The 12974-nt window shown below is 70.4% G+C and carries 13 protein-coding genes; 5 read left to right on the forward strand and 8 right to left on the reverse strand.

The window, feature by feature from the left end; all coding sequences use genetic code 11:
- Positions 1-118 precede the first annotated feature (118 nt).
- Together AFM16_RS05395 and AFM16_RS05400 are read right to left on the reverse strand one after the other, a co-directional pair.
- The gene (locus tag AFM16_RS05395; RefSeq protein WP_053625517.1) at positions 119-2380 is read right to left on the reverse strand and encodes a heavy metal translocating P-type ATPase; all 2262 of its coding nucleotides are present in this window, start codon (positions 2378-2380) and stop codon (positions 119-121) included.
- A 77-nt stretch (positions 2381-2457) separates the two neighbouring features.
- Positions 2458-2745, reverse strand: coding sequence for a heavy-metal-associated domain-containing protein (locus tag AFM16_RS05400; protein WP_053625518.1), 288 nt, complete (start codon positions 2743-2745; stop codon positions 2458-2460).
- A 194-nt stretch (positions 2746-2939) separates the two neighbouring features.
- Here AFM16_RS05400 and AFM16_RS05405 point away from each other — a divergent pair, with 194 nt between their 5' ends.
- Entirely contained in the window at positions 2940-3875 is a 936-nt protein-coding gene (locus AFM16_RS05405; RefSeq protein WP_053625519.1) for a DUF8832 domain-containing protein, read from the forward strand.
- 141 nt (positions 3876-4016) lie between these two features.
- Positions 4017-4691 (forward strand): SCO family protein, encoded by a 675-nt coding sequence (locus AFM16_RS05410; RefSeq protein ID WP_053625520.1) that lies wholly within the window; start codon positions 4017-4019, stop codon positions 4689-4691.
- 122 nt (positions 4692-4813) lie between these two features.
- Here AFM16_RS05410 and AFM16_RS05415 read toward each other — a convergent pair whose 3' ends face one another.
- The 3 genes from AFM16_RS05415 to AFM16_RS39875 all read right to left on the reverse strand — a co-directional run bounded on the left by AFM16_RS05415 (position 4814) and on the right by AFM16_RS39875 (position 7326).
- Positions 4814-5320 carry a DoxX family protein gene (locus tag AFM16_RS05415; RefSeq protein WP_053625521.1) on the reverse strand — a complete coding sequence of 169 codons (507 nt, stop codon included), beginning with the start codon at positions 5318-5320 and terminating at the stop codon, positions 4814-4816.
- Positions 5321-5425: 105 nt separating this feature from the next.
- Positions 5426-6703, reverse strand: a complete 1278-nt coding sequence (locus AFM16_RS05420) for an APC family permease (protein WP_053625522.1) — start codon at positions 6701-6703, stop codon at positions 5426-5428.
- Positions 6704-7113: 410 nt separating this feature from the next.
- A complete protein-coding gene (locus AFM16_RS39875; RefSeq protein WP_234378474.1) occupies positions 7114-7326 on the reverse strand; it encodes a hypothetical protein in 213 nt (70 codons plus the stop codon).
- Between the two features lie 162 nt (positions 7327-7488).
- Between AFM16_RS39875 and AFM16_RS05430 the strand changes: the two genes are divergently transcribed.
- From AFM16_RS05430 to AFM16_RS05440, 3 genes are read left to right on the forward strand one after another with little or no spacing between them, the layout of a single operon-like run.
- Positions 7489-7824, forward strand: coding sequence for an ArsR/SmtB family transcription factor (locus AFM16_RS05430; protein WP_053625564.1), 336 nt, complete (start codon positions 7489-7491; stop codon positions 7822-7824).
- Complete coding sequence (locus AFM16_RS05435) at positions 7824-8561, forward strand: cation efflux transmembrane domain-containing protein (protein WP_053625524.1); 738 nt, start codon at positions 7824-7826, stop codon at positions 8559-8561. The genes AFM16_RS05430 and AFM16_RS05435 overlap by 1 nt, the downstream gene beginning before the upstream one ends.
- Positions 8558-9172, forward strand: coding sequence for a methyltransferase family protein (locus AFM16_RS05440; RefSeq protein WP_053625525.1), 615 nt, complete (start codon positions 8558-8560; stop codon positions 9170-9172). The genes AFM16_RS05435 and AFM16_RS05440 overlap by 4 nt, the downstream gene beginning before the upstream one ends.
- A gap of 209 nt (positions 9173-9381) precedes the next feature.
- Here the strand turns inward: AFM16_RS05440 and AFM16_RS05445 are convergent, their stop codons facing one another.
- The 3 genes from AFM16_RS05445 to AFM16_RS05455 all read right to left on the reverse strand — a co-directional run bounded on the left by AFM16_RS05445 (position 9382) and on the right by AFM16_RS05455 (position 12913).
- Positions 9382-10107 (reverse strand): ZIP family metal transporter, encoded by a 726-nt coding sequence (locus AFM16_RS05445; RefSeq protein ID WP_143648328.1) that lies wholly within the window; start codon positions 10105-10107, stop codon positions 9382-9384.
- A 185-nt stretch (positions 10108-10292) separates the two neighbouring features.
- Positions 10293-11552, reverse strand: a complete 1260-nt coding sequence (locus tag AFM16_RS05450) for an MFS transporter (protein WP_053625527.1) — start codon at positions 11550-11552, stop codon at positions 10293-10295.
- Positions 11549-12913: an MBL fold metallo-hydrolase gene (locus AFM16_RS05455; protein WP_053625565.1), complete on the reverse strand. Its 1365-nt coding sequence runs from the start codon at positions 12911-12913 to the stop codon at positions 11549-11551. Before AFM16_RS05455 ends, AFM16_RS05450 begins: the two co-directional genes overlap by 4 nt.
- Positions 12914-12974 lie beyond the last annotated feature (61 nt).

Here is a 12974-nt window from a genome sequence, read left to right on the forward strand (position 1 = left end):
AGCCTAGTTACCCCTGGGGGGTATAGATGTAACGAGGGGTGGTGCCGAAGTGTTCCGCAGCAGGTCTATGAATGAAGACGCCCCCGCCAGTGGCGGGGGCGCCTTCGGCGGTGCGGGGTCAGGCGGCGGCGCGGAAGGAGCGCAGGCGCAGGGAGTTGCCGACGACGAAGACCGAGGAGAAGGCCATCGCGGCTCCGGCGATCATCGGGTTGAGCAGGCCCGCAGCAGCGAGCGGGAGGGCGGCGACGTTGTAGCCGAAGGCCCAGAACAGGTTGGACTTGATGGTGCCCAGCGTCTTGCGGGACAGCCGGATCGCGTCGGCCGCTGCCCTCAGGTCGCCGCGGACCAGGGTCAGGTCGCCGGCTTCGATGGCGGCGTCGGTGCCGGTGCCCATGGCGAGCCCGAGGTCGGCCTGGGCGAGGGCGGCGGCGTCGTTGACCCCGTCGCCGACCATGGCGACGCTGCGTCCTTCGGCCTGGAGGCGCTTGACGACGTCGACCTTGTCCTCGGGCATGACCTCGGCGATGACCTGGTCGACGCCGACCTCGGCGGCGACCGCTTCGGCGACGGCTTTGTTGTCGCCGGTCAGCAGGATCGGGGTCAGCCCGAGGGCCTTGAGGCGGGTGATGGCTTCGGCGCTGGTGTCCTTGACCGCGTCGGCGACCTCCAGGACCGCGCGGGCCTCGCCGTCCCAGGCCACCGCGATCACGGTCCGCCCGGCTGCCTCAGCCGCGGCCTTCGCTTCCTTGAGGGCGGCGGGCAGTTCGATCGCCCATTCGGCGAGCAGCTTCTCTCGGCCGACGAGGACGGCGTGGCCGTCGACGATGCCCTGGACACCGAGGCCGGCGATGTTGGCGAAGTCCTCCGGAGTGGGCAGGGGCGCCACCTTGGCGGCGGCACCGGCTGCTACGGCCTGGGCGATGGGGTGCTCGGAGGCGTGCTCCAAGGCGCCCGCCAGGCGCAGCACCTCGGTCTCGTCCGCGCCGTCGGCGGTGTGGACGGCGAGGAGGGTCATCTTGCCGGTGGTGACGGTGCCGGTCTTGTCCAGGACGATCGTGTCGACCTTGCGGGTGGATTCCAGGGCTTCGGGTCCCTTGATGAGGATGCCGAGCTGGGCGCCGCGGCCGGTGCCGACCATCAGCGCGGTGGGCGTGGCGAGGCCCAGGGCGCAGGGGCAGGCGATGATCAGTACGGCCACTGCGGCGGTGAACGCGGCGGTCCAGCCAGCGCCGTTGCCGAGCCAGAATCCGAGGGTGGCGAGCGCCAGTGCGATCACGACGGGGACGAACACGGCGGAGATCTTGTCGGCGAGGCGCTGGGCGGCGGCCTTGCCGTTCTGCGCGTCCTCGACGAGCTTGGCCATCCGGGCGAGCTGGGTGTCGGCGCCGACGCGGGTTGCTTCGATGACCAGCCGGCCGCCGGCGTTGAGGGTGGCGCCGGTGGCGCTGTCGCCCGCACCGACCTCCACGGGTACGGACTCACCGGTGAGCATCGAGGCGTCCACGGCCGAGGCCCCCTCGACCACCACGCCGTCGGTGGCGATCTTCTCACCGGGGCGGACCACGAACCGGTCGCCGACCTGCAGTTCGGCGGTGGGAATGCGCTCCTCGCGGCCATTGCGCAGGACAGTGACGTCCTTCGCGCCGAGCTCGAGCAGCGCCTTCAGCGCGGCGCCGGCCTTCCGCTTGGAGCGGGCCTCGAAGTAGCGGCCGGCGAGGATGAAGGCGGTGACGCCGGCGGCGGCCTCGAGGTAGATGTTCCCGGAGCCGTCGCTGCGGGCGATGGTGAGCTCGAACGGGTGGGTCATCCCGGGTGTGCCGGCCGTGCCGAAGAACAGGGCCCACAGCGACCACAGGAACGCCGCCGAAGTGCCCACCGAGATCAGGGTGTCCATGGTGGCGGCGCCGTGCCGGGCGTTGGTGAACGCGGCCTTGTGGAACGGCCAGGCGGCGTAGGTGACCACCGGGGCCGCCAGAGTCAGCGAGAGCCACTGCCAGTAGTCGAACTGCAGGGCCGGGACCATCGCCATCGCAATCACCGGCACCGACAGCACGAGCGCAGTGATCAGCCGCTGCCGAAGAGGTCTCAGCTCGTCCGCCGCCCCGGCCTCGGCAGCCCCGTCGCTGTCGACGGGACTCGCGCTTCTGGGCGGTTCGGGTTCGCGGGCGGTGTAGCCGGTGGCCTCGACGGTGCCTATGAGGTCTGCGACGGTGACGTCGCCTTCGTAGGTGACCTTCGCCTTTTCCGTGGCGTAGTTGACCGTGGCGGTCACGCCGTCCATCCGGTTGAGCTTCTTCTCGATCCGGGCCGCGCATGAGGCGCAGGTCATGCCGCCGATGGCGAGCTCGACCTCGGCGGCGCCGGTTGCGGTGGTGGTCATGCGTAACTCCTCGTGCGGGCGGACGGCCGGGGCCCGGGAGGGCCCCGGCGGCAGACGGGCAGAGCGGGAGGAAGAGGTCAGGCCGCGCGGCCGGTCAACTCGTAGCCGGCGTCGTCGACGACGCCGGCGATCACCTGGTCGTCCAGGGCGTTCGCGCTGATCACGGCGACCTCGCCGGAAGCGAGGTCGACCTCGACGTTGCTCACGCCGTCGATCGCGTCGATCGCGTCGGTGAGGGTCGCCTTGCAGTGGCCGCAGGTCATCCCGGCGACCGTGTAGACGGTACGGAAGCCCTCCAGGGCGACGGTGCCCTCGGCGGAGCCGGAGGAGCAGGTGTTGTTCGGGGAGCAGCACGACGAGGACATGGGGTTCTCCAGCAATCTCAGACGGGGTGACTGTACCCCTGGGGGGTATTGGCGATGGGATCCATGTATACCCCCACCCCGTATCCGATGCAACCATTCCCCAAGGTTGCATCGATACCCCTGGGGGGTATGGTTGGGGTGTGCTCCAGCAGCACTCCGAACACCTCGATGCATCACGCGACAGGGAGAAGACCATGAACACCGCAGGCAAGATCGGACTCTTCGGCGCCGCACTCGCAGCAACCTTCACCAGCGCCTACGCACTCGGGTCAGTCACCGAACCGCTGACGGACCGGACCGCCACAGCGCAACACGCCACACACACCGAAACGGAAGCCGCGCCAAATTCGACGGCCCTGCCCAGCGGACTGCAGGTCTCCCAGGACGGATACAGCCTCGACCTCCAGACCCCTCGCCTGGCGGGTGGCCAGGAGTCGTCCCTGCGCTTCGCCATCAAAGACAACGCGGGCAAGGCCGTCACCGACTTCACCACGGCCCACGACAAGGAGCTGCACCTCATCGTCGCCTCACGGGACCTGAACACCTTCCGACACCTGCACCCGACACGGGCCGGCGACGGCACCTGGAGCACCCCCGTCAACCTGCCCGCGGCCGGCGACTACCGCGTGTTCGCCGACTTCACCCCCGCCAAGAAGGGCGCCACCGCCCTGACCCTCGGCACCGACCTCGCCGTCTCCGGGACCTACCAGCCCCATGAGCTGCCCGCCCAGCAGGCCACCGCCGAGATCGACGGCTACACCGTCACCCTCGACGGCAACCTCACCACCGGCAAGATGAGCGACCTGACCCTGAACGTCACCAAGGACGGCAAGCCCGTCACCGACCTCGAGCCCTACCTCGGCGCATACGGCCACCTCGTCGCGCTGCGCGCCGGCGACCTCGCCTATCTCCACGTCCACCCCGAAGGCGAACCCGGCGACGGCACCACCAAGCCCGGCCCCGCCGTCTCCTTCATGGCCACCGCGCCCACCAACGGCGCCTATCGGCTCTTCCTCGACTTCAAGCACCAAGGCACCGTCCGCACCGCCGCCTTCACGGTCCACACCACCGCCACAACCGCTCAGACCGACAGCAATGACGGTCACGCTGATCACGGAACCGCCCACTGAACCCGACTTGATCGTCCGGAGGCCCGGCCACAAGGAGTGGGGCGCGTGAGGAACGATGTCGGGCCGTCCGCTAGCGTCGTCCTGCACTCACCCCCGCGTCCGCCGGGGCCGTACCGCCGAAGCCCGATCGGATCCCCGTCGATGACTCGTAGCACCCTGGCTCGCCGCCTGCCTCCGATCCTGCTCGCGCTGGCGGCCTCTGCTCTGATCGCCGGTTGTGGCACGGGCTCGTCGCACCACACGCCAGCGCAGGAGAACCAGAAGGTCGATGCGGCCAACAGCTCTCCCTACCGGGGCACGGCGCTGTCCAGCCCGTTCGCCAAGCCCGACCTGCTCCTGACCGATACCAGCGGCAAGCCGTTCGACCTGCGCGAGCAGACGGCGGGGAAGTCCACGCTGATCTTCTTCGGCTACACCAACTGCCCCGACGTGTGCCCCACGATCATGGGCGACATCTCCGTTGCGCTGTCCAAGCAACCTGCGGCGGTCCAGGAGAACACCAGGGTCGTGTTCATCACCACCGACCCTGCTCGCGACACCCCCGACAAGCTCGGAAGCTGGCTGGCTGCTTTCGGCAAGAACTTCACCGGCTTGTCCGGGGACCTGGAGCAGGTCAAGAAGGCTGCCCTGAGCCTGGGAATCTCCGTGGAGGACCCGCAGACCCACCATGACGGAACGGTCACTTCCTCGCACGGCGCCCAGGTCGCTGCGTTCTGGCCGAGCGACGACAAGGCTCACGTCATTTACACCAGCGGCACCACGCTTGACGACTTCCTCCACGACCTGCCGCTCCTGGCCAACAGCACCCGTTCCTAGACGGCAAGCCGCCCTGCTGGCGCGGCTGGCACGGGAGCAGGGGATGCACAGTCGGTGCAGCTGGTAGAAGCAGCCTGCGAAGTTCTCGGCGACGCCACCTCGGCTCGGCTCTGTCGCACCGTTCAGCCGCGTGCCGGTTCCGCCTCGGCCGACGGAGCAGCGACGCCGCGGTGCAGACGGGCATCGACGGAGTAGGCGCCCGCCCCGACGATGAGCAGGAAGAGACTGCCGCACAGCTGGGCGAGGTCGGTTCGGGATTCGTGGGCGAAGTCCCACCAGCCGGACTTACCGGTGAACAGCGGGGCGTCGCCCCACAGGATCGGCAGCTTGGTGATCATCAGCGCGCCGAGCATGTTCACCAGCATCGGCACAGCGGCGAGCCGGGTGAGCAACCCGACCAGGATCAGCACCCCGCAGACGATCTCGAAGGCCCCGTCCAGGGGCGCGAGGAAACCGGGGACGAGGATGCCGGCCTTGTCGAACCGGCCGGCGCCCTGTTGCTCCGGGCGGAGGAACTTCAGGATCCCCTCGGAGAGGAAGACCGCGCCGACGTACACGCGGATGAGGATCACCGCCGCCGGCGCGGTGGTGCCGGTCAGCGCCGCTTGCCACGTCCTGAGCCGAGTCATACCAGGATGCCCCCTGCCTTCGGAGTATCGGGTACCGGTCATGGTCCCGCGGGGCATGAGGGCATCGGTCCTTTTGCGCCCTGCCGGCAGGCGTGTCGTACGGGACTACCGTTCCCGGCGGGCGGCGACTGCGCGACGGATGCCGTACGCGGCTGCGCCCAGGGCCAGCACTGTGGCCCCGGAGATCACCGAGGTCAGCGGCAGAGCGAAGGCCAGGACCAGACACCCGGCCAACCCGAGGACCGGGATCAAACGGTGCGGGCGGCCCTCGTCCGGGGACAGGGTCCAGGCCGAGGCGTTGGCGATGGCGTAGTAGGCCAGCACGCCGAAGGAAGAGAAACCGATCGCCCCGCGCACGTCCGCCGTCGCGGCCACCACGGCGACCACAGCGCCGACCACCAGCTCGGCGCGGTGGGGCACCTTGAAGCGAGGGTGGACGGCGGCCAGGGCGTGCGGCAGGTGCCGGTCGCGGGCCATGGCCAGGGTGGTCCGGGAGACGCCAAGGATCAGCGCCAGCAGCGAGCCGAGCGCGGCGACGGCGGCCCCGACACGTACGACGGGCGACAACCAGCCGGCGCCCGCGGCCCGTACGGCGTCCGATAGCGGCGCCGTGGTGTCTGCCAGCTGCTGCGGTCCCAGCACCGCCAGGACGGCGATGGAGACGGCGGCGTAGACGACCAGGGTGATGCCGAGCGCAAGCGGGATGGCGCGGGGGATGGTGTGCGCGGGGTCGCGGACTTCCTCGCCGAGCGTGGCGATGCGTGCGTACCCGGCGAAGGCGAAGAACAGCAGGCCCGCTGCCTGGAGCACGCCGCCGAAGTCGGCGTCCGAGCCGATGGTCAGCCGGGCGGCGTCCGCCTGTTCGGAGGTGAGGGCGGCGACGACCACGGCGGCGAGTACGGCCAGGACCACGGCGACGATGGTGCGGGTCAGGAGTGCGGACTTGTGCACCCCGGCGTAGTTGACCGCGGTCAGTGCCACTACGGCGCCCACCGCCACCGCGTGCGCCTGGCCTGGCCAGACGTACGAGCCAACAGTGAGCGCCATCGCGGCGCAGGATGCGGTCTTGCCGACGATGAATCCCCAGCCCGCGAGGTAACCCCAGAACTCGCCGAGCCGTTCGCGGCCGTAGACGTAGGTGCCGCCCGAGGCCGGGTAGCGGGCGGCCAGCCGCGCGGAGGAGGTGGCGTTGCAGTAAGCGACCACGGCGGCTAGTGCCAGACCGAGCAGCAGCCCGGAGCCGGCAGCATGCGCCGCCGGGGCCAGGGCGACGAAGATCCCCGCGCCGATCATCGACCCGAGGCCGATCACCACGGCGTCCGTCACGCCGAGCCGCCGCTGCAGCTCGTCCGGGACACCGCTGGCGGTCGACGGCTTACTCATGCGCACACTCCTCGGCGGCAAGGCCGCTCTTACAAATTCCGATAACGCCCGACGATATCTGAGCCCATGGCCCCATCGGCCGGGGGTGCGAGGCTGCCTAGACTCGGCCGCGCAGCGAGGGCAGAGGTGCCAGTCGGCGCCGGACGGAAGCCGTCCAGAGCATGCCCCAGGCAAGCTATCCCGCGACGAACACGCCGTGTACGCAGCGAGGATGCGGGCTGAACGCGAGCTCGGACCGGAAGGTCAGATCAGGCCCGCTGCCATCGGGGCAGGGTCTGGGTCACGCGCCACAGGCGGCGGGGCAGATCACCTTCCTCGAACGCGTGGACCTCCTCCAGGTTCCAGCCCCTCGGCGAGGGCGTCGACCAGGTCGCGGGGGGGGAGAGAAGTGGACGGTGAAGCCGCCGTATTCATAGATGTCGTCGCCGTGGGCGGTGCAGGGCGTCGCGGCCGTGCCCGGCGCCGAGTTCCAGCAGGTCCGTCGCTCCGGCCGAACGGAACACGGATGCGGCGTGGACTGCTGGAGTGGAGGGCCGTTCTCCATACATGCCGGGGTGGACGGTGTAGGTCTCCTGCCAGTGCCGCCGCTGCGCGTCGGCCAGGTCCTGCCCGCTGTCCGCCATGTTGCCCCCCCACCGCCCGCCCGCGCCGATCACTGGCAAGACTGAGCGGGGCAGCGGCCATGGGGGCCAGCCGGCCATCCAAGGTCAACTGTCGCCTCATTCAGAGACCCCCGACTGGATTCAGGATTTCCTGGATTCAGCAATCTGTGTATCGTTGTGGGTGTGCTGACTCTCGCTACCGACATCGAGGCTCTGGCGCGGTTCGGCCGCGCCCTCGCCGACCCGATCCGTTGCCGAATCCTGCTGAAACTGCAGGAAGCCCCCGGCTACCCGTCGGACTTCGCCGACGCCTTGGGGATCTCCCGCACCCGGCTGTCGAACCACCTGGCATGTCTGCGCGACTGTGGCTTGGTCGTCGCCGTCCCGGACGGTCGCCGCACCCGCTACGAACTCGCTGACCCCCGTCTGGGCCACGCTCTGGGAGACCTCCGGTCGGCGGTCCTGGCGGTGGAAAACGACAAGACCTGCGTGGACGCCGAGACGGAGGGCTGCTGCTGATGAGCGTCATATCCCTGGGGCCCTCGCCGGCCCGCCGTGACGCGCTCGCCCGCCGAATACGGTTCCTGGTCGCGGCGACGATCACCTACAACGTGATCGAAGGAATCGTCGCCATCACCGCCGGAACCATCGCCTCCTCCACCGCGCTGGTCGGCTTCGGCCTGGACTCCGTAATCGAGGTTTCCTCCGCGGCCGCGGTCGCCTGGCAGTTCTCCACCCGCGACCACGCCGTACGCGAGGCGCGCGAGAAGACCACGTTGCGCATCATCTCCGTGTCCTTCTTCGCGCTCGCCGTCTACGTCACCGTCGATGCCCTCCGCGCGCTGACCGGCACGGGCGAGGCCGAGACCTCGGTGCCGGGCATCGTGATCGCCGCCCTGTCCCTGGCGGTCATGCCGTTCCTCTCCGCCGCACAACGTCGCGCCGGCCGAGAACTCGGTTCCGCGTCGGCGGTCGCCGACTCCAAGCAGACCCTGCTGTGCACCTATCTCTCCGCGGTGCTCCTGGTCGGCCTCGTGCTCAACGCGACCCTCGGCTGGTCCTGGGCCGACCCGATCGCGGCCCTCGTCATCGCCGCCATTGCCGTCAAGGAAGGCATCGACGCCTGGCAGGGCAAGGGTTGCGCCTGCGGACCCGCGCCCTCACTGCCCATGCCCAACTCCAGGGACTCCAAGAGCGCCTGCGGCACCCCCGGGGACACCTGCTGCTCCACCGACGACACGGGCACGTCGCGATGAGCGCGTGGGCGTGGACCGCCCTGGTCCTGTTCACCGGGTACGCAGCGACCGCGTTCGGGGTCCGGGCCGTGATCCAGGCACGCCGGACCGGGGATGCGGGCTTCCGCGGCATCTCCGGCCGCCCCGGAACAGCGTCCTGGTGGGCGGGCATCCTCTTCGTCATCGCATTGCTCGGAGGCGCGGCAGCTCCCGTCGCCGCTCTCGCAGGAGTACCCGCGCTGCCCTGGGCCGGTGCCGCTCCGCTGCGCTGGCTGGGACTGGCGACCGCGGCGGCCGGAGTCGTGGCGACGTTGGTGGCTCAGAGTGCGATGGGCACGTCTTGGCGAGTAGGGGTCGACTCCGCCGAGCGGACCGACCTGGTCACCTCCGGCCTGTTCGCCACGGTGCGCAACCCCGTCTTCACAGCGATGACCGTCACCGCTGCCGGACTGGCCCTGATGGCGCCCAATGCGGTCGCCGTCCTCGCACTGGTCGGGCTGGTGGCTGCGGTGCAACTACAGGTGCGGATCGTCGAGGAGCCCTACCTCGCGGCTGCGCACGGGGCGGCGTACGCCGACTACACCGCTCGAGCCGGGCGTTTCCTGCCCGGCATCGGCCGTCGAACCGCCTGATCCATCGCTCACGGCCGGCCCGGCGAACTGGTCGCGCCGCGGGATGAAGACGGCTCCCGAGATGTGTCCATGGCGAATCCGAGTGCGCTGGGTATGGGCCCCAGCCATCCGCAGCGCCGCCGGGCTCGGGGCCAGATGTCACGAGTTGCGTGGGGCCCTGGCGCACCCTTCACAGGGGACATGCAGGCGTGCGGTCTTTCCGATCCGTGTCAATGTGCAGCCAAGAGGAGCGCGCCCATGGTGAGCACTGTCAGGACGGCAGCCGCCATGTGGCGGTGTGAGAGCGGCTCCCGCGACCGCTGGGCCAGGGCGAGCCTCACGCCGACCACCGCGATCCGGAGTATCACGCCTGCCACGAGAGCCAGCACCACGGGGATCACCACGTCAGGCAACGGGCGTACGGCGGTGACGAACATCCCCACCGTCGGGCTCACACACGCGACCGTCAGCCAGGGAAGCAGGCGCTGCCGACTGGCTCGCAGCATCGAAGCCAGCGCCAGCCCGTCACTGGCGGAGCCCACGGCGAGAGTCAGCAGGACCGGCAGGGAGAAGGCAAGCGCAAGGGCCGAGCCCTCGACCAGGCGATGCGTGGCCAGGGCCGCAGCCGCTCCCATCCCGACCGAGAAGACCCCTGCGGCATCCTTCAACTCGGGGCCACTGTCCGGCATGTACGCGCCGGCCGCCCGTACGGCCTGCCCTCCCCCACATCCACAGCCGTGGCGGGTGAAGAGCGCCATCGCCCCGTAGCCCGCGGACGCCGTGATGGCCGGCACCCAGGCCGACAGCCCCGCGTCCACGGTCTGGTGCCAGGCTTCCGGCAGCAGATCCACCACGCAGGTCGCCAGCATCATGCCCGAAGCGATCAGTATGACGAGGCCTGCCCGTGCCGAACTGCGCTGAGCCAATGACGCCCCCGCCACGGTGGCCGCAGCCATGACTACGGCCGAGACCCAGGCCGCACCGCCAAGAAACCCGAATCCCGCGACGACTCCGGGAAGCCGAACTGATTCCATGGCGGATGTCACCGCACCCTTCAGCGCTCCCTGCGGACATGTGGAATTTAACCCGTCTGCTGGCGGTTTCGACGCAAAGGCGACGACGCGCGGGGACTGCTGCAGGATCAGTTGCGCGGGTGCGTCTCGTACATGCGTACCGCGACGAGGAGGCCGGAGGCCGCGGTGAGGGCGGCGATGGCCCAGATGGCGGGCGTGAGTCCGTAGGCGTCGGCGAGGACTCCGGCCAGCAGTGCACCGACGGCGAAGCCGCCGTCGCGCCACAGCCGGTAGACGCCCACGGCGCGGGCGCGCCAGGCGGGGTGGGCGACGTCGCCGATGACGGCGAGGAGGGTCGGGTAGACGAGGGCCGTGCCGATGCCTAGGAGGATCTGCGCGGTGGCCCAGACGCCGAAGGTGGTTCCGGCGGCGACGAGGCCGATGGCGGCGGCCTGGAGCAGCATGCCCGTGGTGATGAGGTGTTTGCGGCCGATGTGGTCGGACCACCAGCCCGTGAGCATCTGGCCCGCGCCCCACACCGCCGGGTAGAGGGCGGCGAGGATGCCGATCTGCGCGATGGACAGCCCGTGGGCGGCGAACAGGAGGGGGAAGATGCCCCAGGCGAGCGCGTCGTTGAGGTTGTTGACCATGCCTGCCTGGCTGGCGGCCGAGAGGGCTTTGTCGCGGAAGCTGGTGAGGCGGGCGACCTGACCGGTGGTCAACTGCCCGTCCCGGTCACCGCCCGCGGGGGCCCGGTGGCGGACGGCTTCGAAGCGGGCGTGGTCGCGGGTCTCGCGTACGGCGAAGGTGGACAGGCCAAGAGCCAGGACGGCGTAGGCAGCGCCGAGCAGGAAGGGCGCCGGCCGGAGCCCCGCGTGTTCGGCGATGGCGCCGGTGGCCATGGCGGTGGCGGCGACGGCGACGTAGCCGGCGGCCTCGTTGAAGCCCATGGCCAGGCCGCGCCGTTCCGGTCCGACCAGGTCGATCTTCATGATGACGGTGGTGGACCAGGTCAGGCCCTGGTTGATGCCGAGCAGGATGTTGGCGGCGATGATCCAGCCCCAGGACGGGCCCCAGGCCAGCATCGCGGGCACGGGGAGCGCGATCAGCCATCCGGCGATCAGTACGGGTTTGCGGCCGAAGCGGTCCGACCAGGTCCCGGCGAAGAAGTTGGTGACGGCTTTCGTCGCGCCGAAGGCGAGGATGTACGTGAGTCCGAGCGTGGCGGTGGACAGGTGGAAGACGTCCTCGGCGAGGAGCGGGAGGACGGTGCGTTCCTGGCCGAGCATGCCGCCGACCAGGGCGTTGACGGCGACGAGCAGGCTGAACTGGGCGAGGTTGGCGCGCAGTCCAAGGCGTATGCCTGAGTTGGTCTCGCTGGTGGTCACGCGCCTTCCTCCAGGGCTCGGCCGGTGGCCTTGGCCCAGTCGGCGGGGCCGCCGTCGAGGACGGCGAGGTCCTGGTGTCCGGCGCGCTGGAGGAGGCTGGCGGCGGTCATGGCGCGTTCCCCGTGACCGCAGGCGACCACGGCTCCCTCGGGGGCGTCGCCGGAACGCATGTTGAGGTCTCCGAGTTCGATGTGGACCGCGCCCGGGATGTGTCCGTCGATGTGCTCGGCCCGTTGCCGGACGTCGAGTACGGGGCGCTCGGCGATGCGGTCGGCGGGGAGCAGCTCGATGCTCTGCTGCCGACCTCCGTCGGCCGTCCAGGTGTCCATACCGCCGTCGAGGTGGCCGGCCAGCCGCTCGTACCCGATCTTCAGCGCCTGCCAGGTGAGTTCGGAGAGGTCCTGGTCGGGGGCGGCGACGAAGACAATCGGGGTGTCGTCGGGCAGCAGCCAGCCCAGCCAGGTGGCGAACTGGTCGCGCAGCGGAATGGAGATGGCTCCCGGGATGTGGCCCTGGGCGAAATCGACCACGCTTCGTACATCGACGAGGTGAGCCCCCTCGCCGAGAAGAGAGCGGACCTGGGCAGGTGATAGCGCGGCGAGCGCGGGAGCGGCGGTGAGGACCGCGGGCCCGCGCCGGTTCGCCTCCCCGAGCCGGTCGAAGTAGGCGGGGTAGGAGCCAAGGCTTCCCAGCAGCTGCGCGACGAAGGCGTCCTCGTTCGGCGCGGCGAGCAGCGGGTTGGCCCGTCGCTGGTCACCGATGGTGGTGGTGCGTTCGGCGCCGGGCGGGGCGGAGCAGAAGGAGCCCGCGCCGTGCGTCGGCCACACCTCGGTGGTGTCGGGCAGCTCGGCCAGCCGCCTGAGCGAGTGGTACTGGGCTCGGGCCAACTCCTCGGCTCGGTCGGCGCCGAGCAGGTCGGTACGTGCGGCCGAGCCGACGATGAGCGAGCCGCCGGTGAACACGCCCAGTTCGCGGGTGCCGTCCAGGAGCAGGAAGGAGAGGTGTTCGTCGGTGTGGCCGGGGGTGGCCAGCGCGCGCAGGGTCAGGCCGCCGAGATCGGTCTCGTCGCCGTCGGCGAGCGGGGTGTGCGGGAAGGCGCGGTCCCCCGCGGCGGAGGCCAGTACGGTCGCGCCGTCGTCGGCCGCCAGCTGCACCGCCCCGGACAGGAAGTCGGCGTGCAGGTGCGTATCTGCGGCGTACGCGACGGTCAGGCCGCGCCGGTCGGCTGCCGCGCGCAGGGCCCGCAGATCCCGGCTCGCGTCCACGGCCAGGGCCCGGCCGTCACCGAGGTCGACGAGGTAGGCACTGTTGCCCAGACCTTTGTCGACCAGCGATATCAGATGATCGTCGACGAAGCCCATGAGGTCCTCCACATGTCACGGTAGGCGCCGAGTGGTCTCCGCACCCGCCCATGGATACAAT

The sequence above is a fragment of the Streptomyces antibioticus genome, assembly GCF_002019855.1.
Lineage (GTDB): Bacteria > Actinomycetota > Actinomycetes > Streptomycetales > Streptomycetaceae > Streptomyces > Streptomyces antibioticus_B.

What these genes read in the sequence shown, in the direction of transcription:
- AFM16_RS05395 (WP_053625517.1), bottom strand. Translation starts at nt 2,380, where the DNA reads ATGACCACCACCGCAACCGGCGCCGCCGAGGTCGAGCTCGCCATCGGC.
- AFM16_RS05400 (WP_053625518.1), bottom strand. Translation starts at nt 2,745, where the DNA reads ATGTCCTCGTCGTGCTGCTCCCCGAACAACACCTGCTCCTCCGGCTCC.
- AFM16_RS05405 (WP_053625519.1), top strand. Translation starts at nt 2,940, where the DNA reads ATGAACACCGCAGGCAAGATCGGACTCTTCGGCGCCGCACTCGCAGCA.
- AFM16_RS05410 (WP_053625520.1), top strand. Translation starts at nt 4,017, where the DNA reads ATGACTCGTAGCACCCTGGCTCGCCGCCTGCCTCCGATCCTGCTCGCG.
- AFM16_RS05415 (WP_053625521.1), bottom strand. Translation starts at nt 5,320, where the DNA reads ATGACTCGGCTCAGGACGTGGCAAGCGGCGCTGACCGGCACCACCGCG.
- AFM16_RS05420 (WP_053625522.1), bottom strand. Translation starts at nt 6,703, where the DNA reads ATGAGTAAGCCGTCGACCGCCAGCGGTGTCCCGGACGAGCTGCAGCGG.
- AFM16_RS39875 (WP_234378474.1), bottom strand. Translation starts at nt 7,326, where the DNA reads ATGGCGGACAGCGGGCAGGACCTGGCCGACGCGCAGCGGCGGCACTGG.
- AFM16_RS05435 (WP_053625524.1), top strand. Translation starts at nt 7,824, where the DNA reads ATGAGCGTCATATCCCTGGGGCCCTCGCCGGCCCGCCGTGACGCGCTC.
- AFM16_RS05440 (WP_053625525.1), top strand. Translation starts at nt 8,558, where the DNA reads ATGAGCGCGTGGGCGTGGACCGCCCTGGTCCTGTTCACCGGGTACGCA.
- AFM16_RS05445 (WP_143648328.1), bottom strand. Translation starts at nt 10,107, where the DNA reads ATGGCTGCGGCCACCGTGGCGGGGGCGTCATTGGCTCAGCGCAGTTCG.
- AFM16_RS05455 (WP_053625565.1), bottom strand. Translation starts at nt 12,913, where the DNA reads ATGGGCTTCGTCGACGATCATCTGATATCGCTGGTCGACAAAGGTCTG.